Source organism: Shinella sp. GW835-FHT14H05, from assembly GCF_058793575.1.
In genome coordinates this window covers 645,595-664,147 of the sequence record NZ_JBXAFY010000001.1, presented here as the reverse complement: position 1 = coordinate 664,147, position 18,553 = coordinate 645,595, and the positions used below count along the sequence as shown (strand labels likewise).

The 18,553-nt window shown below is 57.2% G+C and carries 31 protein-coding genes and 1 tRNA gene; 21 read left to right on the top strand and 11 right to left on the bottom strand.

Translation table 11 applies throughout. From position 1 onward, the window contains the following. The first annotated feature begins 120 nt into the window (after window positions 1-120). The 3 genes from AC1Q6Z_RS03340 to AC1Q6Z_RS03330 all read left to right on the top strand — a co-directional run bounded on the left by AC1Q6Z_RS03340 (window position 121) and on the right by AC1Q6Z_RS03330 (window position 691). A tRNA-Arg gene (locus AC1Q6Z_RS03340) sits at window positions 121-197 on the top strand. 75 nt (window positions 198-272) lie between these two features. Continuing rightward, a complete protein-coding gene (locus tag AC1Q6Z_RS03335; protein WP_492646734.1) occupies window positions 273-512 on the top strand; it encodes a hypothetical protein in 240 nt (79 codons plus the stop codon). 8 nt (window positions 513-520) lie between these two features. After that, window positions 521-691, top strand: a complete 171-nt coding sequence (locus AC1Q6Z_RS03330) for a hypothetical protein (RefSeq protein WP_492646733.1) — start codon at window positions 521-523, stop codon at window positions 689-691. A gap of 144 nt (window positions 692-835) precedes the next feature. Here AC1Q6Z_RS03330 and AC1Q6Z_RS03325 read toward each other — a convergent pair whose 3' ends face one another. Continuing rightward, complete coding sequence (locus tag AC1Q6Z_RS03325) at window positions 836-1,081, bottom strand: response regulator (protein WP_492646732.1); 246 nt, start codon at window positions 1,079-1,081, stop codon at window positions 836-838. 405 nt (window positions 1,082-1,486) lie between these two features. On the opposite strand from AC1Q6Z_RS03325, the gene AC1Q6Z_RS03320 reads away from it, so the two are divergent. Further along, on the top strand, window positions 1,487-1,861 hold the full coding sequence (locus AC1Q6Z_RS03320; RefSeq protein WP_492646731.1) for an agenet domain-containing protein: 375 nt from the start codon (window positions 1,487-1,489) through the stop codon (window positions 1,859-1,861). Here AC1Q6Z_RS03320 and AC1Q6Z_RS03315 read toward each other — a convergent pair. Continuing rightward, window positions 1,858-2,079, bottom strand: a complete 222-nt coding sequence (locus AC1Q6Z_RS03315; RefSeq protein WP_492646730.1) for a hypothetical protein — start codon at window positions 2,077-2,079, stop codon at window positions 1,858-1,860. The genes AC1Q6Z_RS03320 and AC1Q6Z_RS03315 overlap by 4 nt on opposite strands. 280 nt (window positions 2,080-2,359) lie before the next feature. Between AC1Q6Z_RS03315 and AC1Q6Z_RS03310 the strand changes: the two genes are divergently transcribed. Together AC1Q6Z_RS03310 and AC1Q6Z_RS03305 are read left to right on the top strand one after the other, a co-directional pair. Beyond that, window positions 2,360-2,719, top strand: a complete 360-nt coding sequence (locus tag AC1Q6Z_RS03310) for a nuclear transport factor 2 family protein (protein ID WP_492646729.1) — start codon at window positions 2,360-2,362, stop codon at window positions 2,717-2,719. 734 nt (window positions 2,720-3,453) lie between these two features. After that, a complete protein-coding gene (locus AC1Q6Z_RS03305; protein WP_492646728.1) occupies window positions 3,454-3,696 on the top strand; it encodes a hypothetical protein in 243 nt (80 codons plus the stop codon). 616 nt (window positions 3,697-4,312) lie between these two features. On the opposite strand, the gene AC1Q6Z_RS03300 is transcribed toward AC1Q6Z_RS03305, so the two are convergent. After that, a complete protein-coding gene (locus tag AC1Q6Z_RS03300) occupies window positions 4,313-4,753 on the bottom strand; it encodes a GNAT family N-acetyltransferase (RefSeq protein ID WP_492646727.1) in 441 nt (146 codons plus the stop codon). A gap of 526 nt (window positions 4,754-5,279) precedes the next feature. After that, window positions 5,280-6,206 carry an NmrA/HSCARG family protein gene (locus AC1Q6Z_RS03295; protein ID WP_492646726.1) on the bottom strand — a complete coding sequence of 309 codons (927 nt, stop codon included), beginning with the start codon at window positions 6,204-6,206 and terminating at the stop codon, window positions 5,280-5,282. A gap of 141 nt (window positions 6,207-6,347) precedes the next feature. Here AC1Q6Z_RS03295 and AC1Q6Z_RS03290 point away from each other — a divergent pair, with 141 nt between their 5' ends. The 11 genes from AC1Q6Z_RS03290 (at window position 6,348) to AC1Q6Z_RS03240 (ending at window position 12,003) form a co-directional block, all read left to right on the top strand. Then, window positions 6,348-6,959: a TetR/AcrR family transcriptional regulator gene (locus AC1Q6Z_RS03290; protein ID WP_492646725.1), complete on the top strand. Its 612-nt coding sequence runs from the start codon at window positions 6,348-6,350 to the stop codon at window positions 6,957-6,959. 504 nt (window positions 6,960-7,463) lie between these two features. Beyond that, window positions 7,464-7,685 carry a dehydrogenase gene (locus AC1Q6Z_RS03285; protein WP_492646724.1) on the top strand — a complete coding sequence of 74 codons (222 nt, stop codon included), beginning with the start codon at window positions 7,464-7,466 and terminating at the stop codon, window positions 7,683-7,685. A 1-nt stretch (window position 7,686) separates the two neighbouring features. Further along, window positions 7,687-8,415: an ImuA family protein gene (locus AC1Q6Z_RS03280; RefSeq protein ID WP_492646723.1), complete on the top strand. Its 729-nt coding sequence runs from the start codon at window positions 7,687-7,689 to the stop codon at window positions 8,413-8,415. Between the two features lie 41 nt (window positions 8,416-8,456). Next, window positions 8,457-8,654 carry a hypothetical protein gene (locus AC1Q6Z_RS03275; RefSeq protein ID WP_492646722.1) on the top strand — a complete coding sequence of 66 codons (198 nt, stop codon included), beginning with the start codon at window positions 8,457-8,459 and terminating at the stop codon, window positions 8,652-8,654. 70 nt (window positions 8,655-8,724) lie between these two features. Further along, on the top strand, window positions 8,725-9,090 hold the full coding sequence (locus AC1Q6Z_RS03270) for a hypothetical protein (RefSeq protein WP_492646721.1): 366 nt from the start codon (window positions 8,725-8,727) through the stop codon (window positions 9,088-9,090). 9 nt (window positions 9,091-9,099) lie between these two features. Further along, entirely contained in the window at window positions 9,100-9,771 is a 672-nt protein-coding gene (locus AC1Q6Z_RS03265) for an SOS response-associated peptidase (protein WP_492646720.1), read from the top strand. 105 nt (window positions 9,772-9,876) lie between these two features. Then, entirely contained in the window at window positions 9,877-10,185 is a 309-nt protein-coding gene (locus AC1Q6Z_RS03260; protein ID WP_492646719.1) for a hypothetical protein, read from the top strand. Between the two features lie 248 nt (window positions 10,186-10,433). Beyond that, window positions 10,434-10,799: a hypothetical protein gene (locus tag AC1Q6Z_RS03255; RefSeq protein WP_256118282.1), complete on the top strand. Its 366-nt coding sequence runs from the start codon at window positions 10,434-10,436 to the stop codon at window positions 10,797-10,799. Between the two features lie 26 nt (window positions 10,800-10,825). Next, on the top strand, window positions 10,826-10,987 hold the full coding sequence (locus AC1Q6Z_RS03250; RefSeq protein WP_492646718.1) for a hypothetical protein: 162 nt from the start codon (window positions 10,826-10,828) through the stop codon (window positions 10,985-10,987). Window positions 10,988-11,255: 268 nt separating this feature from the next. Then, window positions 11,256-11,477: a hypothetical protein gene (locus tag AC1Q6Z_RS03245; protein ID WP_439618286.1), complete on the top strand. Its 222-nt coding sequence runs from the start codon at window positions 11,256-11,258 to the stop codon at window positions 11,475-11,477. A 217-nt stretch (window positions 11,478-11,694) separates the two neighbouring features. Continuing rightward, window positions 11,695-12,003, top strand: coding sequence for an ArsR/SmtB family transcription factor (locus AC1Q6Z_RS03240; RefSeq protein WP_492646717.1), 309 nt, complete (start codon window positions 11,695-11,697; stop codon window positions 12,001-12,003). Between the two features lie 17 nt (window positions 12,004-12,020). On the opposite strand, the gene AC1Q6Z_RS03235 is transcribed toward AC1Q6Z_RS03240, so the two are convergent. Continuing rightward, window positions 12,021-12,194 (bottom strand): hypothetical protein, encoded by a 174-nt coding sequence (locus AC1Q6Z_RS03235; RefSeq protein ID WP_492646716.1) that lies wholly within the window; start codon window positions 12,192-12,194, stop codon window positions 12,021-12,023. 775 nt (window positions 12,195-12,969) lie between these two features. Between AC1Q6Z_RS03235 and AC1Q6Z_RS03230 the strand changes: the two genes are divergently transcribed. From AC1Q6Z_RS03230 to AC1Q6Z_RS03215, 4 genes are all read left to right on the top strand, one after another. After that, complete coding sequence (locus tag AC1Q6Z_RS03230) at window positions 12,970-13,341, top strand: hypothetical protein (protein WP_492646715.1); 372 nt, start codon at window positions 12,970-12,972, stop codon at window positions 13,339-13,341. Window positions 13,342-13,516: 175 nt separating this feature from the next. Beyond that, window positions 13,517-13,819, top strand: coding sequence for a DUF982 domain-containing protein (locus AC1Q6Z_RS03225; protein ID WP_439618289.1), 303 nt, complete (start codon window positions 13,517-13,519; stop codon window positions 13,817-13,819). Between the two features lie 689 nt (window positions 13,820-14,508). Then, a complete protein-coding gene (locus AC1Q6Z_RS03220) occupies window positions 14,509-14,676 on the top strand; it encodes a hypothetical protein (protein WP_492646714.1) in 168 nt (55 codons plus the stop codon). Between the two features lie 102 nt (window positions 14,677-14,778). After that, window positions 14,779-15,027, top strand: coding sequence for a DUF982 domain-containing protein (locus AC1Q6Z_RS03215; RefSeq protein WP_492646713.1), 249 nt, complete (start codon window positions 14,779-14,781; stop codon window positions 15,025-15,027). A gap of 42 nt (window positions 15,028-15,069) precedes the next feature. Here AC1Q6Z_RS03215 and AC1Q6Z_RS03210 read toward each other — a convergent pair whose 3' ends face one another. The 6 genes from AC1Q6Z_RS03210 to AC1Q6Z_RS03185 all read right to left on the bottom strand — a co-directional run bounded on the left by AC1Q6Z_RS03210 (window position 15,070) and on the right by AC1Q6Z_RS03185 (window position 18,498). Beyond that, a complete protein-coding gene (locus AC1Q6Z_RS03210) occupies window positions 15,070-16,209 on the bottom strand; it encodes a hypothetical protein (protein ID WP_492646712.1) in 1,140 nt (379 codons plus the stop codon). Then, the gene (locus tag AC1Q6Z_RS03205; protein WP_492646711.1) at window positions 16,206-16,700 is read right to left on the bottom strand and encodes a DUF4365 domain-containing protein; all 495 of its coding nucleotides are present in this window, start codon (window positions 16,698-16,700) and stop codon (window positions 16,206-16,208) included. The genes AC1Q6Z_RS03210 and AC1Q6Z_RS03205 overlap by 4 nt, the downstream gene beginning before the upstream one ends. Before the next feature lie 151 nt (window positions 16,701-16,851). Continuing rightward, window positions 16,852-17,205, bottom strand: a complete 354-nt coding sequence (locus tag AC1Q6Z_RS03200; protein ID WP_492646710.1) for a hypothetical protein — start codon at window positions 17,203-17,205, stop codon at window positions 16,852-16,854. Beyond that, window positions 17,189-17,644 carry a hypothetical protein gene (locus AC1Q6Z_RS03195; protein WP_492646709.1) on the bottom strand — a complete coding sequence of 152 codons (456 nt, stop codon included), beginning with the start codon at window positions 17,642-17,644 and terminating at the stop codon, window positions 17,189-17,191. The genes AC1Q6Z_RS03200 and AC1Q6Z_RS03195 overlap by 17 nt, the downstream gene beginning before the upstream one ends. Before the next feature lie 150 nt (window positions 17,645-17,794). Next, on the bottom strand, window positions 17,795-18,070 hold the full coding sequence (locus AC1Q6Z_RS03190) for a hypothetical protein (RefSeq protein ID WP_492646708.1): 276 nt from the start codon (window positions 18,068-18,070) through the stop codon (window positions 17,795-17,797). Further along, a complete protein-coding gene (locus AC1Q6Z_RS03185) occupies window positions 18,067-18,498 on the bottom strand; it encodes a hypothetical protein (protein WP_492646707.1) in 432 nt (143 codons plus the stop codon). Before AC1Q6Z_RS03185 ends, AC1Q6Z_RS03190 begins: the two co-directional genes overlap by 4 nt. Window positions 18,499-18,553: the final 55 nt, after the last annotated feature.

Below are 18,553 nucleotides of genomic sequence, written 5' to 3'. Positions count from 1 at the left end.
GGCGGGGTGGGCGCCCCACACCACGAAACAGATCGCCTTTCGACATTTTCCCGATTGAAGCCCGCCCTCACCTAGGCTAAGAACCCTCTCATCGGACAGGCGAGTCATCGCCTAGGGCAAGCACCCGTAGCTCAGCTGGATAGAGTGTTGGATTCCGATTCCAAAGGTCGCAGGTTCGAATCCTGCCGGGTGCGCCAAACAATTCAGTAGCTTAGCAGGCGTTAACCAAGCCCACAAAATCCTACAGGAAGCAAATAGGAAGCACGCGGGACATGACGACGGGCAAGCTGGTGGTAATCGCAGCATTCAACAAAACGAACGATAGGGAATTGGTGCAGGCCTTCGAGCCGCGTCAGGTCGACACGGAAGAGCGCGCGGTGCGCGAGGCGAAGCTGTTGGCGGGGAGCCATGCCGGCGTGATGGCCTGGAGCCGCGATGCCGACCCTGCTCTAGGCGAATACGGGCCGCCAACTATTCTTTTCAAGCACGGCGATTTGCCGGACTTAGAGTGAAAGGACGCATGATGTTTTCGCCGAACGTGGAAAGCGGGATCGAGCGATTTGCCGAGCAGGAAAAGCTATCTCGCGAGGAAGCGCTGGCTCTGCTGGTGCGCGATTGGCTCGTCGGGCAAGGCTTTATAGATCCGGCCGACGCCGTCGACGCCGTCGACGTCTACGAAATCAACAATTAAGCCAGATCGCGGAACATCTGTTCCAACTCATGGTTAGCTCATCGCGGCAATGCGTAACCTGTGACGCGCCGTTACGGGGGGCCGCTTTCGTCCATGGAGCGGCCCTTCGCCTTTAATGGGGTCGCACTGTGCATTCCAGGCAGCTCACTCTTTTGATGCTAGTAACGCATGAACAAGGTCGACAAGCGTCTTGAGGTTCGTCGGCTTGCCGAGATGTGGTGCGCCGGCCAAATCGTCATCCTGAGCCAATTCAGTTGCAGCGTGGGCGCTTGCTATCATGAAGGGGACCTTCATCGCCTTCAGGTGGACGGCAACCGGAGTAACCCTCTCTCTCCCCAGGTTGACGTCAAGCACGGCAGCATCCGGGCGCTCTTCCGCCATCAGATCCATGGCGTCTACCACCGACCCACTGGCCCCAGGACGTGAAACCCGGCCTTGTCGAACGCGGAGAGTCGAGATACCCCTAACACCACGGCCGGCGCTTGCCCGTCCACCCCCTTGCATGCCCCATGGTGATAAGCAGCTCGCCAACGTCGTGCCCGTCCACAAAGACTAGTCCGGGCGTGCGGCCAAACCGATGTACCTGGCGCTTAGACATCGGGTCTCACGCTTGTCGAGTGACAGCACCTTAGCCATCGCATGTCCGCAGATTATGGCCCCAAAATATTCAACGCTAGCGAGCGAATTATAAACCGCTCAAATGCGTTCTGATAATGCCGCCGCCCTGCTGAATGGCGCCGGCTCCCCAAGCCATCTCGGCTGGGGAAGGCGGGTGGGAACCCGAGGGAGTTTCTCTTGAAAAAATTGGTAATGTTGGCACTTGCCGCGGGTCTGTTCTCTGGCGGCAGCGTAGTCGCGCACGCGCAGACCGTTGGCGATTGGGTGCTTGGGAATTGGCAGGGTGCTGGCTATTGGTATCCAGGCGTGGTTTCCAAGATTGGCGGCGGTAAAATCACCATTCGCTACGACGACGGCGACAAAGAAACGGTCTCGATCGGCGACGTCCGGCCCTACGACTGGATGATCGGAATGAAGGTCGAGTGCAATTACAAGAACGCTGGTGAATGGTACCCGGGCACGATTGCTTCGCTGGCCGGCGAAAAGATTGGTATCGCCTATGATGACGGCGACAAGGAAACGACCCGCACGGGCCGCTGCCGCACTAATTAATTTTCCAACAGGGGCAGGTTTGGCGCCTGCCCCCCGCTCGCTTTGGCTGAGGACACTTCCTTGATCCGCCCTCGTATCCTCCAGAGAAACCATATCGGAGTGCCGAACTCGGCAACCAGAATGACGGCAAGGACAACCAGGTGGTGGAGATAGAACAGGGCAAGCAGCATCACGAAGGGAATAGCGGATGCCATCCCGGCGACGAGGATCCAGAGCACGCGACGGACTTCTGACGTAACTGTCACCAAGCGCCGGGGATGATAGGGTCTGTTTCGAACCAGGGATCCAAGTCCGTTTTCTGTTGCCATTTTAAGAAATTACCCATGTTCCTCCCCCTGGTGACGTCAAGACTATGAGCGCTGCCGAATCCTGGCGCACAATACACCCCGCCAGTAAGGGGCTACATCGAAGGCCGCAGTGCGGCTTTCGTGTTCTTGTAGCGTGTGCTAAAATTCCATCTGCATGTAAGTGCGGTTTCTTTAGCCGGAGGAGGCTACAATGCAACCAGGCAAAGCTGTAGATGGATTGGATATACAGAGGGCCATCGAGGGACGAGACAGGCATGCATTGGCGGGTTTCTACGCCGACGATGCGGTACTGCGAATAATCGACAAGCACAATCCTCCCAGCAATCCGCGAGAGTTGGTCGGAAAGGCTCAAATCGCAGACTTCTGGAACGATGTTTGCGGCAGAGAGATGCAGCACAAAGTAGATGCGTTGGTCTCAGAGGGCAGCCGGATCTCCCTTACAGAGACATGCGCCTATCCGGATGGGACTCATGTGTTCTGCGCCGCAATGATCGACATAGCTGGCGGCAAAATTGCACGGCAAATGATGATCCAGGCTTGGGATGAATGACTGAAGGATAGCCGCGGGAGTTCCAACTCCACGAGCAAATTAACGAGCGCCCCGTCCCCCTCGGGCGCTCGATTTTTATTTTCTTCCTCCAGGCCTGTGCCTTGCCCGACTATTCGTCTTCATCGCACTCGACAATTTCGCATACCGAGTCAGTCGATGTCCGGTTTGCGCATTCGTTTAGTGCTCGCTCTCGGGCAGCACCCTCGTTGTCATAGCTGTAGCTGTACCCGTAGGTTCCTTCCTCGGACACAGCGGCGCAGCCCCATGCGAGGGCAGACGTATTCGAAAGCGCAAAGGCAGTTACGAGGACAAGGGCGCTAAGGCCCGCCCGTGCGATAGGTTTCATGAATTTCCCCCAAGAATAACATGCGCGGCTGCGCACTCCCTAATTAAGACAAATCTCCGAAAGTCACGCAAGACGGTTGGGTAGGTCGGGACGGCCAAATTTGGGCGTTGAGTTAATTGCGAAACGCTCGCGGTTGACGGGACTTGGTTGTTGAGCGTTATCTTCAGAGCAGCCGGAGGGGACGAATGCTAATCGAACACGGGAGCGAGCTGGATCAGTACGACATCCGCAGGAGCCCCGCAGGCCAGTGGGAAGTGTATTACCTCTCGACGGGACTCGTTGTTGTCCTCAATGGCAGGCCACTCCGCGGATTGTATGTTGAGGAAGCTCATCAAGCTGCCGGATTGCTAAATGAAGAGCAAGCGAGACAGGCACGGAGAAGCACGCATTGAACAAGGATACAAAGGAACTGGTTGAAGCCGTTTCGGCTATACACGCAGCGCATACCAACGCACTTATGGTGCTGGTGAAAACTCTCAACGAGAACGGACATATCGATCCTGCGCATTATGCCTCAAACATCCGCATGACAATCGACGCCAATCGAACCACCATCGGGCCGGGTGCTCAGCGGCTGTTGCTGGATATTGCCAGTTTGCTGGATATCGAAGAGGGCTCGGGTAACCTCTAATTTCGCTAATACAAAACGCCTAACGCCGCGTGCGTTGCAACCCTCGACACCAGGGTGCCTCTTTCTCCATATGTTCCTAGAATGCGCGGTCAGCTAGCGGAACTTCGACCGCGCGGCGTGGTTGAGACATCGCGATCCATCAGTGCCCCCAACATCACTGCTGGCGCAGGAGGAGGCCGCCATACGTCCCTGGCCCGGTGGCCTCCTCTCTTCAAACATCAGAACTTAGTCGAGGTACCCATGGCGGCCGAGATCACCCAAAACCAACTGTTTGAGGCGATGGAAGGCATCCAAACCGAGTTCCCGTAAATCGCCTTCGCCGTTCAGGGTCGTCATTCCGGTCAAATTCTAGGCTTCGACCTTGCCCCCAAAACAGGTGATAATCTTGCAGTCGGTTGTGGACGTCGACGCGCAGCTGGAAACCACGGCTCATGATAGTCGCGGCAGTCGAGTGGGTCTTCTCTACTTGAAAAGATCACCAGACCCTCACAGGAACACCGTCGAGACTAGCCGCAATTCAGGCGTCTTTAATGACATTGTCTGGGGAAAAGCGGGATAGGAGCGGTTCAGACTGCCGCGACACTGACGCGGCTACCATTCCCCTTCAAAAACTCCCTCAACTCCGCGAGATGGTCAATACCTCATACTCGCCCTCGGGAGAACCTCCCGTCCCCGTCACCTTAAAACCATGCTTCAGGTAGAATCCCTTGGCACGCTTGTCCTGCACGAGGCACTTCAAACGATACGTGTTATTTAACCAGCCCGGAAGTGCTCGAAGCAGCGCGGTTCCAACACCCCTGCCCTGCCATTCCTTATCGATGTAGAGCATATGAATAAAGCAATCAGGCTCCCAAAGCGATATAAAGCCCGCTATCTCTCCTCCATGCGCTTCGGCGACCAATATTAACTCGCCTTCAGTTTGAGAGGCAAAGTCTTCGAGGCGGAATGAGGTCGAAGCTATCCAGTGAAATGTATCTCGTCGGCGAGCAAGATAAATGTCTGCGAGCGCATCATGATCTGCGTCAATGCAATTTCGGATAATCCAGTCGTTGCTCATGATGCGCTTTTGCTACGGGTTGATGATATAATGCTGGAGATTACAGATGGCCAATTCTTTAGAACCGGTGATTCAGTCGGCGAAAAGAGCGGGATACGGCCCCGCAACAAGTTGTAGCTGATTTCGCTCCTGGCTCGAATGGATGCCACGAAGGCCTCCTGTGGCACCTCTGCTCATGGATACCGTCGATCGTCATTTACCCCGACACCCTGCGATAATGGCGGTGCCAGAATGGTTTGAACTCGCAGAACAGCGAGCATAACCCTATGCAACGTTGTAAGGCCAATGGCGAAAGCTTGTAGTAAAGGCGGAGTAGCCAACACTGGGAACGACTGCATTGCGCCTCCATGTCGGCCGTCAGGGTCATAATAGCCCTCGCCTGAAAGCGGACATAGTGTCAGAGTAGCGCCACGTCGCCTTTGCGCCAAGAGCAGACGCAAGTAGGTCGGCGTACCCAACTCCTAAAAGAGGGCACGCCAAGCTCCGAAAGACGGTGTCGCGTCAGCTCTGCTATATTTGCAACCGATCAGCCGATGACGAACTTGTCGCGGTTCTGCTCGATAAACTGATCGAGCGTGGTAAGCGGCAAGCCCCAGCCACTGACGGCATCGAGATCGACCTTGTATCCCTCTACGTTGTTCCATGCCTCACTTCTTACCATCAATGGATGTACGCCCTTCGCCAGCAAATCTTCTTCTGACGAACTTACGGACGTAACCGGCTTTCCTGTAGCTTCAGTCAATTTTGCAGCAAGGTCAGGCAACGTGATGGTGTCGGCCGCGAGGTCAATTTCATGACCGTGGAAACGTTCCGGATTGGCGAAAGCGGCGGCTGCAAAAGTACCGATGTCCTGTGCCGCGATCCAGTCGAGCCGTGTATCGGGTGCAATCGCGGTGTTAAACTGGCCGCGTTCGGTAAGTGAGGGGTACATCATGGAAACCATGGGTGGAATTAGGTTTTCCATGATCAGCGCTGGCTTCAGGATTACCCAATGAGGGAAACCTGCCGCCTTGACCATCTCGATCACTGCCGCCTTATTGTTCCAATATAACGGCTCCCAGCGACCTTCATCCCAGCCGACGAAGTTATGCTGATCTCCGGCGCGAGCAACAGATGTATGGACGACGACCCGCACACCAGCGCGAATAGCAGCGTCCACCAACGCCTTGCCCGTAACGATCTCGGTTTCGGGGTCACCTGGGTGCGAACCCATTTGCATAGAGAAGACGCCATCCACACCGACCAATGCGGCATCGAGGCTAGCCGTGTCGTTGAAGTCACCCTTCACTACCTCGACGCCCTGCGCCGCCAACGCTTGTGCAGCATTCGATTGGGGATCACGCGTCATTGCGCGAACGGAACGGCCTGCGTGCAAGAGTGCGGCGACGACAGCACCGCCTTGTTTGCCTGTGGCACCCGTGACAAGGATAGGGGAGTGGTTTGTAGTGGACATAAGGAACCTTTCTTAAGTGGTCGGCGCGTTGTGTGCCGCAGACGTTCCGACCCAAGATAGGAGCGGTAATACGAAACGCAATAGTTTCGGAAACATTGTGTTTCGATTTTTATGTTCTATATGATGGCCATGAGCACACAATTGAACGAACATCAGCGCCGCCTGCCTCCGGCAGACCGGGGACGCTCGCAGGACAAAAGCCGTGACGACGCCATCATCGAGGCGGCGCTCGAACTCCTTACGGAAAAGGGTTATAACGGTCTGACGATGACCGATGTGGCCACTCGGGCGGGCGTATCGAAAGCGACGCTATATCGGCGATGGACAGCCAAAGCGGATGTCGTTGCCGACGCTGTCGCGACGCTCAGTCCAATGAAGCCACCTCGCTATACCGGCGCGTCGCTGCGGGACGACCTGGTTGCCTTGATGGAGCAGGCTGGTAACTGCGACGACCGTCCAGAGATCGTAACGGCGACGTTCGAAATGGCGAGGTCACACCCTGATCTGTACCGAACCATGTCCGACCGCTTCAGCATGTTCGTCCGGACCGAATTAGAGACGCTGGCCAAACGGGCGGCCGATGAGGGGCACCCGTATCTTTCGGACGTCTCGCTCGACGTCATCAGTGATACGATAATCGCGCTTCTTGCTCATAGTGCCGGACCCGCTGGCAAATCTATTCCACGCGAACGCATATACACGCTGGTCGATCAAGTGTTGATGGTGCTGATAGTGGGAAGACGGATTGCATAGGTCTGCGCAGTGCGCCCGAACTTGCTTAGAGCATGGAGCCTTCAGCCGCCGACCCGCATCAACGTTTTAGTAGTCATTTAAGTTGGTCTATTGGCCGCTTTGGGCCGAACTCGGACAAGGGTACCCGTCCCTTTGCTGTCCGCTTTCGCCTTTCTATGTCCCAACATCGCACAGTCCGCACACGGCCCCAAATCAGTCATATTTCGACGTGATTTATGGCCAGGTCGTATGTCGTAGTAGACGAAGAAACCATCGCCGAGTGTCGCCAACGGGCATGTAACAGCAAGTCTCTTCGCGGTGGAAATTTCTCGCCCTTCCCCGCGTCACATTAAGTCGATGCCCCTTTTCGATATCACCCTTCCCCATACTGGCCTCACCAATAAAAATTTGCCGTTGACTCTCCCTTCGCCGGGAACATAATAAGAACAAACCGGCGATGCGGACGCCAATCTGACAATCAGGGGACTTGATGCCTGCTGTGGCACGACACAGGAGAATGACGACTTGCGCCCGCTCGAACGAGGAAATGACACCGCAAATCCGATTGATGAGGCGCTCGCCTGGCACGACGGAGACGCCCGCGCCACGATAGAGACCCTATTGGCCGACTGCGGACACTTGCGCAAACAGGTCGAGCTTGCCGACAAGGCGATGAGCCGGGGCTTCACGAGGGGCTGGCGTCCCGAGACCGATCGGAATACGTTGCCTGACGATCAAGGCGCATAGGATGCGGCAGAACGCGGCCGTTATCGCCGAGCTTCAAGAGCAGATCGACAAGATTGCCGGCGGTCACTCTCGGAAACGTAAACGCTTGCCTTTTGGCATTCATGAGATCGATGACCGCTTGAACGGAGGCCTAGCTTTCGGCTCGACGCACGAGATAGCGGGCGGCGGCATCGACGCGGTAACTGGCGCGACCGCACCTCTGTTCGCTGCCGGGATAGCTGCACGCACAACGGGGCCGGTGCTGTGGTGCATGGTGCGAGATGATCTGTTCGTCCCTGCCATCGCGCAGGCAGGGCTCTGTATGGGCCGGGTCACGTTCGTGCACAGCGAGAACGAGGATGGCGTCCTCGACAGCGCGGAAGAGATACTGCGGTTCGGAGGCGTGGCGGTGATGGTTGCCGAGCTTGTGCGCCTCCCAATGGTGGCATCTCGCCGTCTCCAGTTGGCGGCGGAGAAGTCGGGCACGATGGGGCTTATCATCCGCCGATGGCGCCGGCAGGCAGAAGCTACGGATTATGGCCAGCCGACCGCCTCGGCCACACGGTGGCGCATATCCGTCATGCCCTCAGAACGTCTGCCGGCGGCCGGTGTTGGCAGGGCGAGGTGGTTGCTGGAATTGATGCGCGCGCGAGCCGGCGAATGCTTCGACATCGAGGTGGGCGCCTGTGATGAGCGTGGACGGCTGCAAGCGGTTCATGCTGGTCAGGATCAATGGAGAATGGCGCAATGACGCGGCCAAGACTGAAGGATTTCCGCGGAGAGACGATCGACATGGACTGCGTTCGTTGCGACCGGCACGGCGTCTACGACCGCAAGGCATTGGTGAAGAAGTTCGGCGCCCGAATTGAGTTCATGGAAATCCGTCGCCGGCTCGCCATCGGCTGCGACCTCTACGGGACCGACCGATGCGAAGCGAACTTTCCTTGTTTGCTTGCCGCTAACATTCTGATCGATAGGGGAAAGACGTGAGCGACGGCACCACAAGAACGACGCCGCCCGGCATATACGAACATTATTGCGAGCATCCAGGCTGTAACGAATGGGGCGGCTTCGGATTTGCATCCTCGAAGTCAATGCCTATGCATTGGTGGTGCTGGGAGCATTACCCATACAAGGAGCCGGGGAAGCCTACCGCAAATGGTTCCTTGTAGAGCTGACAGCACCGCCCTATCCTTCACCCATGGCTATCCGTGGACCGATCCCGACAGAGGAAGGCGAAAACCGGTTCGTTCGATGCGAACAGGAGCTGGAAGCCGAGTTTCAGGCGCTGGTCTGGAAGGCCGTTGCGGCAGGGTGGGATGAAGGCGAAGCCTGTGTGGCTATAGCCTCCTTGGCGGACCATCATATCCTGGCGATGCATTTCGGAGACCAGACCAGCGTCGCGATACGAAAGCTGAAGGGCTGAGGGGGAGATATGTGCGGACGGTTCACGCAAATGCTGTCCTGGCGCGAGTTGGTCGCGCTCTACCGCCTCACCGACAATATCAAAAGCCGAAACACTGAGGCCCGATACAACATCGCGCCGACGCAGACAGTGCCATTTATCCGGCACGATGAGAGCGGTGAACAGATTGTCGAAGACGGCCGGTGGTGGCTCGTCCCCCACTGGGCCAAGGAGATGCCCAAGGCGGCGATGTTCAATGCCCGCATCGAAACGGTCGACACCTCTCCGGCATTTCGGGACGCCTTTAAGGCGCGGCGTTGCCTTGTCCCTGCTGATGGCTTCTATGAATGGACTAAGGCCGAGGACGGCGGAAAGGACCCATGGCTCATACAGTTGCCGGGCGGAGCGCCTTACGCCTTCGCGGGCCTCTGGGCGCACAACAGCAAGCTCGACGTCACGAGCTGCACGATTGTGACAGCGCCGTCCGTCGCCCCCATCAGCCAGATCCACGACCGCATGCCTGTCATTCTCGATCCAGGCGCGTTTGACGCCTGGCTAAGCCCCACTACGCCCGTCGAGAACCTGAAGGGCATGCTGCTTGGTCGGAACATCGACGCTGATGTGCGGATGCATCGCGTAAGCCGAGAGGTCAACAGCTCCCGCTTCACCGGCCAGCCGGCGCCGATCGTAAACTCATTATAGGGAACAATTGTTGAGGCGCCGCGTTTAGTGTTGGCCAATCCACTTTCAGTTCAGCACTTGCCCCGCCCCGCGCGGGGCATTTTCTTCTCTCGAAGGCCAACTCGCTTGAAGGCAATTTCCGACGTCGTCGCAGAATTGGTGCATGCCGCTAACATCGCTGGACGACTCTCCGACTCCGAGAAGCTACTGCTGTTGACCCGAGCTTACATCACCATCCAGGAAGGTGGCGAAGCCCTGGGTAATGTTGAGGCAGCCGCCGACTCTGATGTCGCGATCGACATTATCACCTCAACTGGAATGGTCTGCCAGCTGACGGACGAAGAATTCAAAACTCTCCTGCTTGAGGCTGCCGACCAAATCCGCGACATCAAAATCGCTTTGGATCGCAAGAGAGCCCGGTTCTCGTCTTCGTAAAACGATCGGAAAAAAAGCACTCGCTGGAACCTAAGGGCAATGGTGCCGTTCAAACATTGCGGTCAAGCAGTCTGCACTCTGTCATGGTCCCCAACCAGTTGACCGCGAATTCCAGGCCGCTTCAGGAAACTGAGGCGGCCTCTTTGTAAAGAATGCTCAAACCTTGGGAAACGGCCTTCGCGATCACGTGTCGTGAACCTTTTCTTGGGCTTGGATGGTTCGGAACACGCCACAAAGGAGCTGCGTAGATGAGCCACCAGAAAGACGAACGCGGAGATCCGATCTCGCGTACCCACGACCCCGTTCGAAAAGATTTTTCCGCGGCGGAGACTCGTCAGGGTGGCCGCGGCTTTCCTGTGCTGGCGGTTCTCGGCACAAGCTTGGCGCTCGTCGTCGTTGTATGGGCGGTGGTTGAATTGTGGGGCAATTATATCGACCCATCCCCTGAGAACGCTCGGCAAACGACGACGACCTCCGGCGAACCGACCCAAGACACGATCGACAACTCAGTACCGGGCGCCACGCAGACCGTCCCCACTGATCGCGACCCCACCCCGGAGTCCGGCACTGGCGGTGAAAGCCAAACTGTCACGCCGGATGGCACGTCAAACTGAAGGTCGCTACGGCCTTAGATAGCAGCTTGAACCGGCGGAACGTCGAATGGCTCAAAATCAAGTGCGTGCAGTCGGAGGGGTTCGCCATCGTCGGCTACGAGCGCTTGGCAGACGGGAAGCTGCGACACCCGTCGTACAAGGCGCTGCGGGAGGCGGCAGACGCGGACGATATCTATGAAATAGACTGATCAGAGAAAACCCGGCGGGATGCTCCAGCAGCCCGACCGGGAGCGTGTCGACGTCGCAACTCATCAACACGCGTAGCCTACATCGCGACGCGCCAGTGTCAACGCCGCCTTTCCGCGGACGGATATGAGCAGTTTATGATGTTCGCGCCTGACGAGCGTACGAGTCGACTTCCCTCATAAATGGCGTATGGTTGTGTGCACGCGAGGAAGCGAAACAGGCACCATCGCTGGATTTCGAAGGGACTTGCTCAAAATAAGGAGGGACCAGATGAATGTCTCCCTACGCAGCCAGGCCTACGAACCGGGCGAACTAACCGAACTCAAGACAGTCTACGACGAGATCACTTCTCAGAATTGGTTTCGTCGAACCGAGGAGGCGAAAAAAGGTTTCGCCAAGTACCTCTTCTCGACCTTCGAGGCAGGCCAGTTCGATCGACAGCGGCATTACGACGAGGTCGTGGCAGTCGCCCGACGATGCTACGCGCGCTAACGATCTGAATTTCTCAAAATTGACTTTCCTTGCACGCGAGACATAATCGGGCTTCACCTGAGTGCATTGACTGTCTCCAACCCCGCTTCACCGCGGGGTTTCTTTTCGCTTCTGGTGGGACTCAGCGTCGTCTCCCTGAAGCAGGCCGAGGGCCTCTTAGGTTCATATCGCTGTCTGTGTGGACGGATGCACCATCGCTGAACTACAAGGCTGAGCCATGAAAGCCTTTTCGAATGAAGAGCTGCTGAAGGCCCAATTGCAAGCCGAGTTCCTCCGAGCGCTCGCAAACTCAACGCGATTTAAGATTCTCCTTTTACTGCGAGGTGGCGAGTGTTCCGCCAGCGCGCTCGTAGAAGCCACTGCTCTGACCCACGCTGGTGTAGCCCAGCACATGACACTCATGGCGCGTTGGGGAATTGTCACAAAGAGGAGGACAAGGACAAATACGTTCTACGCCTCCACCCTGGCCGAACCTGACATTCTCGATCACGCCACAACGCCCCTGCCTAAGCGGCAGAACCGGTAAAGCTCGGCTGCTTATCGCTATCGCGGCGGCATACCCCATCCCATACTCCGGCAAAGTTCCTCACCAGCTGCCAGGGCTTCCTTCTGGCCGGCATACGGGCCAGGCAAATAGTAAGACAGGCCTCGGAACTCTATAAAAACGCCCTTTTTCACGACATCGTAAAGAATGAGCATTCCATCTTCGTATTTCATTTTCGTCACCTCCGAAGAGGTATACCCACCGTCGCCGTTTCGGATCTCTCACTTGGGAGGGGCAACCTTACCGGCCAACATGTCGAACTCTGCGGCGGGATTTCTTGATCGATGACGTTAAGGTTGTAGCCAGAATGTTCTATCCCAGACCGAGACCCGCCCACACACCTCTTGAATTATTTCGCGCGCTCTTTTAGCGGCAGCCGGCGGAACACAGCCGCTAATGACGATTGCCTGAGGCTCGAAACCGATGCCGATTTTGTGGTGAGAGCAAAGCTCGTCATACGAGACTGCCGCTATGATTGAGGCATGCAGTCCATGTTCACTAGCGCCAAGGCCGTCACCAAGAGATGCCTGAAACATCCCGCCCTCCAATTTCAGCTATAAATGGACAACGGAAATGTGCCTTCGCGGTTCCATGACCATCTAAATCGAACATCCTTGATAACGGAGGCTCCGCCATTCCCGTTGAAGCGTGAGCGCGTCGAAGTGGCGCGACGATGGCTTAGGGCCTCGAGACCACTGCGGACAGCGCCATTCAAAGCACCCTTCTCGAGCTTTCTAGCGCGAAAAGCGAAATTGCCGGACTGATGGAAATTGCTCTCAAATTGATAGTTTTTAAGGCACCGGCGACTAACAGGTGGACCGGATAAATGAAGCGGCTACAATCCGAGAGCGTCAGGCTAACGAGCTTATGCAGGCGCTATCCAGGCCGCGGCACGATTATTCTAAGTGCTTCAGTGCCTCTTTCAGTAGCAATCAAGGGTGTGCATTGATGATCGAGCCAGAATGGGAGCTTAGTGAGGATCGGACAACAATAAGGATTACCTTTCCCACGCAGCCGCCAATTGCCCTGGAACTGGACGCTTCCGGCGTGGATATGTTCCTCGAAAGTCTCGGCACGTTCAGAAGCGTGATGACGCCCGGAATTCCCAAAGGGCTGCCGAACGGGCTTGTTGAGTCTGTGCCCGACCCCAGCTGGCATGTGGACAAAGATGCGCTAACCGGAAAGGTCGCCCTTCATGTTCGGGATTCGAGGTACGGTTGGCTGCACTATCTCATACCTTCATCAGAGGCTGGCTATCTAAGCACTCTGCTTAACCGAATTGCAGATGACGGCGCGCTTCCCACTAACAGCATAAATTAACATCCATGCGTGACGAGGGAATAGAGTCACCATGCAGCTGCGTGGATAGCTCGCCATTTCCGATAAGCAGAAAATTTTTCGTCCTCCTATTGGAACCCCTAGGGACCTCCGAAAGTTATGAGCGGCCAAACCAACAGGACTTCAACCCGTTGCCGCCGCGCGACTGAGGAATATAATGCCTGCCGAAATACTATTTGCCACCCCCGTCTATGTGCGCTTTTCCAGCGGCATGAGCCGCGCTTTTCAGGGTGTTTACGACGCGCTCGATTTTCTCGAAAACGAATGGCCTCTTCGAAACGGTGAGCGGTATAAGCGAGCCTGCGACAGGTGCCGCACAGCACTTCAATTGCGTTCTGGCGCCCAGCTGGCACGCGACGCGTTCGTATCTGCTTGCAGTGAAGCCAGGATGCCCGTTGAGGCCATGCCGCCCGTGTGGCAGCGCTCTCTGCCTTCAACTCCGGCAGCCATGAACACTTAAGGAACATGCGACTGGCTCGTGAGTTCGATAGTGCGGTCTAGCAAGACCCGTTCTCAGGAGCCTCCGTCTTGCTGCGCGCAAAGGCCGTACTGGGGGTCGTTTTCGGCACTCGGGGCCCCTCTTTCACCTCATGAGGAACCCGAGCACACAATGGAGAAGAAATCACGAGTTGTCATCGGCCGTCGCGTGTCCGTGGCCCTCGCGATCGCCGCGATTCTTTTCCTCGGTTTCATGGCAGTTCTTGGAGCGCTTACCCTCATTTGAACCGACTAAGAGGTGGTGAGGCTCTCAATGTGGCACGCTCATGACAAAACGGCACGATTTTGAAAGCGAGCCCGCGACCTAACTGCTACCGTTCTACCGCCTTGCCCAATTTTGCAAGCAAGGAAGGCTCTGCGCAGAAACAAGCGGGCGTCGCCTTCGAATTTGGAAATAGGAGGCGACGCTTGCCCGACATCGTGGGGAAGTATGAGAACATTTTGAAAAAACAGGCGATTTGACGCGAACGCCACCGTCTCGCCCATCTGGGCTGCCTCAGTCGTTCGCGCCGTAACGTCAGCGCTTATCGGCGACGGGCGATCTAGCGAACAAATTTGGGGCCAGACTGCATATTAAATTCTCCTTAATCACACGCGCGCACCCTCAGAGTTGCAAATCTCACCACTTTTGCAACGCTGGAGGTGACGCACATGAATAATGCAAAGCGGGAAATAAGCCATCTCCTGTTGATGGCGAAGCTGTTGGCGGCGCGGCAGGAGAACGCACTGCTCTGTTATTTCATCGACATGGCAATCGTTGAAAACCGGGCATCGACCAAACCAACGGAAGTGCCCGAGAGCAAGTCCGACGCGGCCTAACGGAACAAAACCGGACGAAGACAGTTCACGCTACGCCACTATTTGTTTCAGCTCCCCTTTGCCCCGCCTCGTGCGGGGCATTTTGTTTATCGTGAGGCGCAAATGGATGCAGGCAGATGGGACGAGTCAATCACGTTTGAGACCGCGAAGCTTGGTCAATATCGAACGATTTCGAGCACAGCGGAGGCGGCAGAAGTTCTCCTGGAGCAATGGCCGGCGAGCGACGGAAAACAGCTCCGGCGAGCGCGGCGAGCGTGCCTAGATGTATTCCAAGGCACGAAGGAACCAGCCGCCGCGCGTGTCGCATTTCTCAAGGCTGCCGAAGAGGCTGGCGTCTTCATCCGGTCTTGAATGGATCGACACCCAGATTTGCGTATAGACTATCCGTGATCGCTAATCGGAGATGTTCTCTTCAGCGACGACTTCCATGTTCCGGGGATTATCAAGCCTCCACCGCTGTCCGTCTCGCCTTAAGTCGCCCGTCAACGCCACGGAGTTTTTTTCGTCATGTGCCGCCAGCGCCACCGTATACAAATCGGCGGGAAGTCTCGTCTTCACAGAGACGGTGCGGCCATCGATGAACGTTTTGAGTGTGACTTGCCCATCATCGTCCTCAATCCGTCTTCCGGCCCCGACCACGTACCCCTCAAGACGCTCGTCCGGCCTTGGCTCCTGGAGACGGAGCATGCGGGCCGCCTCTCGTAGAACTTCGCCTTCAGATCGTTGAAAGATCACCTGCCGGCGCGCCTCTGGTGTGGGCCGCGTCCGCGACCATGTAACCGAAACGTCCAGTCCCTCGCCAACATCGATTAAGCTTGAAAGCGCCTCGCAGAGATTTGCGCTGACCCCCTTCTGCACAGCTTTAGTGAACGCAATGATGCCGTCGCCGCGCACTACCTCCTCAGCCGCCTTATGAGCGGCTTGCAAGCCGTCCGCTAGATAGCGGGTCACCAGGCGGTCGAACGGTTCCTCAGTGGGCGACGGCCAGAAATCTGATTGCCTTGGTTCTGCCAACGAAGGCGGCACAGGCGCGAAGAGCGTTACTACGAAGCTGCCATGCTCCGTTTGCCCAAGCCGAACCCGGCTCATATATGCCGTCGCTTCTTTGTTTTTGCCTGTGCGGTAGGCCGGGCGCGGCTCATTAGCTGAGCATGCGGCCGAAAGGAGAATTTCACGCGCTTGAGCGAAAATGTTCACGCCCGCATCCACCTGCACCGAACCATCGCCGTCGGCTTCTGGAGCGCGAACACGAACGACGTCTCGATCTGATCCTATAAGGTCTCTGAAAACCTGCAACTCGGATCGGCTCTCGTAGCGAGCAAGCTCGTTGATGACCTCTGCCACGATCTGTGAGTAGTCACCAAGTTGCGCGGTGCCCGGAATGATGAGTTCGGGAGCGCCGTTCCGTGCATACACATCAGAGTGCTCACCGTATTTGTCGGTTCTCGTCCACCCCTCTGTTGTGACGTACGAAATCATAGAGGAGGGCGTTACAGAGTTCAGGGTCTCGGGATCGACAATAAGGGCTCTCATTTCAACGTTCCTGTCCGGGACATCTCCAGCAAGGCCTTAAGACCCCCAACATCGAACTTATTGGCGACGGGCAGATCGACCGTAACGGAAGTTGAATTTTCGGTCTTGGCGGCCCCAGTCAAGCAAACCCAATAAGCGCAGTTTTTCAGGACCAGCGACTCAATATCTACTTTCACCCAACTGATCTGATCGGGCGGGAGGTGCATCACAATCAAGATGCGCGGCGTTTGCGTCGGAATAATGAGATGATCGTAATTGCGTCTGGGCAGAGGAAATCTGAACACCTCGCCCGATTGCGGCAAATTGATCGTCGCCTTCACTTGTGCATCGACTTTCGGCCGGAAGCCACCTCCAGCCTCAACAGTGACATCGATGCCATCCCTGTCGAAGTTCTTCAAAGCAATGACATATCCCGCGGCCGCAGCTACAGAATGCACATAGGCAATAGAAAGTGCCTCTTCGATGTCCGTCGGTGCAAGCAAAGAATCCATACGCGCCCCCAGCCGAGGATTGCTTACAAAGATTTCGAAAGGATTTCCATCGATGTCTTGGATGCCCTCATGGCGGAGGGTAACGCGGATTGGAAGTAAAAAAAGCGCCCCGGCCGCTCTGGAGGGGCGCTTTCGTCGATTGGCGATCTAATCAACGGCCCGACCGCCGTACCATCTCAAGGGTCAGTGCATTGATTGCCACTGTCTGCGCCTCAACCGCATCGGTGTGGGCCTCAAGGCGACGACATAGCATGTGGGCGTGATCGGCGCTGGCCTTCGTGCCGTCGCGGATTGCTGCAGCAACCCCCTCGCCCGCTGCTGACGCGCGGTTGAGCGCCGAAGGGTCGACGATGACGGCAGCAACCTGAGCCGCCGAAGAAGAGCCCATCGGCGACGCGGCCTGCCCCTGTGCAAGGCCAAGGTATCGGACGAACCACCCTATCCCGATGGCTATCCCGACACCAACAACGGCAAGCGGAGGAAGCGACTTAAACAACTCTTCCATTGGCCGACTCTCCCTGGTCATGCGCAGCGCGATAGATGTTTGAAAGCTCCGCAACTACGAGCCAGGTGTAGACGGCCGCCCAGGTGCTTATCGCGCCGGACGAATAGAAACCCACGACGACGCCGAACCATATGATGAGGCCAAAGAATGCGGCCACCTGCCGGATTTGCGGCGTGACCCGCTTGCGAGCGCCGTTGACGATCAGCGCGCCGAGGCGAAGCGCGCCCATCGCGAACATTATCCAGCCGAAAATGTCCTGCGATCCGAAGAACTGCGCGAAGCCTCTCCAGGCCGGCTGCTCGAACACCGGATCGCCCCAGAGCAGCACGCAACCAAACGAGAATGTCACGGCACCGCTGAACCATTCCATGTTCCGCGGGCCGAACCGATGCGAGATCCTGATCCACAGACCGGGCGACCCGGTTGCCGGCGCCGTCATTTCGTCGCCTCGTCGTGCCGGGCGCACTCGTCGACCGTCCATGTCCGGCTTCCGCAAAGGCCGGCGACCGTGTCGTCGATCTTATCTTGATCGACTGCCGTTTTGCCGCGCGCGCCAATCAAGGACGTTCCGGTGATGGAGCGCGCCGTGCTATTCAGCCGATCCTTGCTGGCACTTACCTGTTGCGTTGAGGTACACGCCGCCGCGCTCCCGGCACAGGCGACGAGCAACACGAGCTTTGTCAGCTTCATTGGTGAGTTCTCCGATTGCTTTGGTGGTGGCGGCGTCGAGGGCGGCGCGCTCCAGGTCGCGGCCTCGCTGCTCGGCGCGAGGGATGAGCCAAAGGCCCGTGACGGTAGCGCACACGAGGAACGCGACGAATGCGCCGGCCAGCACACCGGCGCCGATCGCCAGCTTGTTGATCATGTCTCGGCCACCCTCTTAATGGCCTGGACGCGGCGAACGCCCCACTCGCCGAAGAACAGCACGAGAAGCAGGACGACGAGGCCCATGCCGCCGATCAGCGCGAGGCCCTGCCAGTTAATGCCGGCGATCCACGCCGTACCGCCGCCGCCGATGAAGAACGAGGACAGCCAGCCGGTCAGCCAGTTCGAATTCTTCTGCACGGCCTTCTCGACCGCCACCGGCACGACGGGCTTTTCGACCTCGACCGCCACCGGCACCTCGACGGATACTTCCTCGACCACCGGCGCGGTTGCGACACCGTCGGAAAGGTGCTGCGGGGCAGTCAGCTTCAAGAGGGCGGCGTGCAGCGCCGCGCGCGTGAGAGGGCCGGACGTGCCGGACGTGTCGTCCAGCTTGGCGAGCTTCTGGAATTTCGGCAGGTCATTCACGCCATGTCCGAGGAACGCCAGCGCAAGGCGGTCGTAATATTTCAGGCGATCGGCA

Coding starts and splice junctions, on each gene's coding strand:
- AC1Q6Z_RS03335 (WP_492646734.1), top strand. CDS start 273: ATGACGACGGGCAAGCTGGTGGTAATCGCAGCATTCAACAAAACGAAC.
- AC1Q6Z_RS03330 (WP_492646733.1), top strand. CDS start 521: ATGATGTTTTCGCCGAACGTGGAAAGCGGGATCGAGCGATTTGCCGAG.
- AC1Q6Z_RS03325 (WP_492646732.1), bottom strand. CDS start 1,081: ATGGATCTGATGGCGGAAGAGCGCCCGGATGCTGCCGTGCTTGACGTC.
- AC1Q6Z_RS03310 (WP_492646729.1), top strand. CDS start 2,360: ATGCAACCAGGCAAAGCTGTAGATGGATTGGATATACAGAGGGCCATC.
- AC1Q6Z_RS03300 (WP_492646727.1), bottom strand. CDS start 4,753: ATGAGCAACGACTGGATTATCCGAAATTGCATTGACGCAGATCATGAT.
- AC1Q6Z_RS03295 (WP_492646726.1), bottom strand. CDS start 6,206: ATGTCCACTACAAACCACTCCCCTATCCTTGTCACGGGTGCCACAGGC.
- AC1Q6Z_RS03280 (WP_492646723.1), top strand. CDS start 7,687: ATGCGGCAGAACGCGGCCGTTATCGCCGAGCTTCAAGAGCAGATCGAC.
- AC1Q6Z_RS03275 (WP_492646722.1), top strand. CDS start 8,457: ATGGACTGCGTTCGTTGCGACCGGCACGGCGTCTACGACCGCAAGGCA.
- AC1Q6Z_RS03270 (WP_492646721.1), top strand. CDS start 8,725: ATGGGGCGGCTTCGGATTTGCATCCTCGAAGTCAATGCCTATGCATTG.
- AC1Q6Z_RS03265 (WP_492646720.1), top strand. CDS start 9,100: ATGTGCGGACGGTTCACGCAAATGCTGTCCTGGCGCGAGTTGGTCGCG.
- AC1Q6Z_RS03255 (WP_256118282.1), top strand. CDS start 10,434: ATGAGCCACCAGAAAGACGAACGCGGAGATCCGATCTCGCGTACCCAC.
- AC1Q6Z_RS03245 (WP_439618286.1), top strand. CDS start 11,256: ATGAATGTCTCCCTACGCAGCCAGGCCTACGAACCGGGCGAACTAACC.
- AC1Q6Z_RS03240 (WP_492646717.1), top strand. CDS start 11,695: ATGAAAGCCTTTTCGAATGAAGAGCTGCTGAAGGCCCAATTGCAAGCC.
- AC1Q6Z_RS03235 (WP_492646716.1), bottom strand. CDS start 12,194: ATGAAATACGAAGATGGAATGCTCATTCTTTACGATGTCGTGAAAAAG.
- AC1Q6Z_RS03230 (WP_492646715.1), top strand. CDS start 12,970: ATGATCGAGCCAGAATGGGAGCTTAGTGAGGATCGGACAACAATAAGG.
- AC1Q6Z_RS03225 (WP_439618289.1), top strand. CDS start 13,517: ATGCCTGCCGAAATACTATTTGCCACCCCCGTCTATGTGCGCTTTTCC.
- AC1Q6Z_RS03220 (WP_492646714.1), top strand. CDS start 14,509: ATGAATAATGCAAAGCGGGAAATAAGCCATCTCCTGTTGATGGCGAAG.
- AC1Q6Z_RS03215 (WP_492646713.1), top strand. CDS start 14,779: ATGGATGCAGGCAGATGGGACGAGTCAATCACGTTTGAGACCGCGAAG.
- AC1Q6Z_RS03210 (WP_492646712.1), bottom strand. CDS start 16,209: ATGAGAGCCCTTATTGTCGATCCCGAGACCCTGAACTCTGTAACGCCC.
- AC1Q6Z_RS03205 (WP_492646711.1), bottom strand. CDS start 16,700: ATGGATTCTTTGCTTGCACCGACGGACATCGAAGAGGCACTTTCTATT.
- AC1Q6Z_RS03200 (WP_492646710.1), bottom strand. CDS start 17,205: ATGGAAGAGTTGTTTAAGTCGCTTCCTCCGCTTGCCGTTGTTGGTGTC.
- AC1Q6Z_RS03195 (WP_492646709.1), bottom strand. CDS start 17,644: ATGACGGCGCCGGCAACCGGGTCGCCCGGTCTGTGGATCAGGATCTCG.
- AC1Q6Z_RS03190 (WP_492646708.1), bottom strand. CDS start 18,070: ATGATCAACAAGCTGGCGATCGGCGCCGGTGTGCTGGCCGGCGCATTC.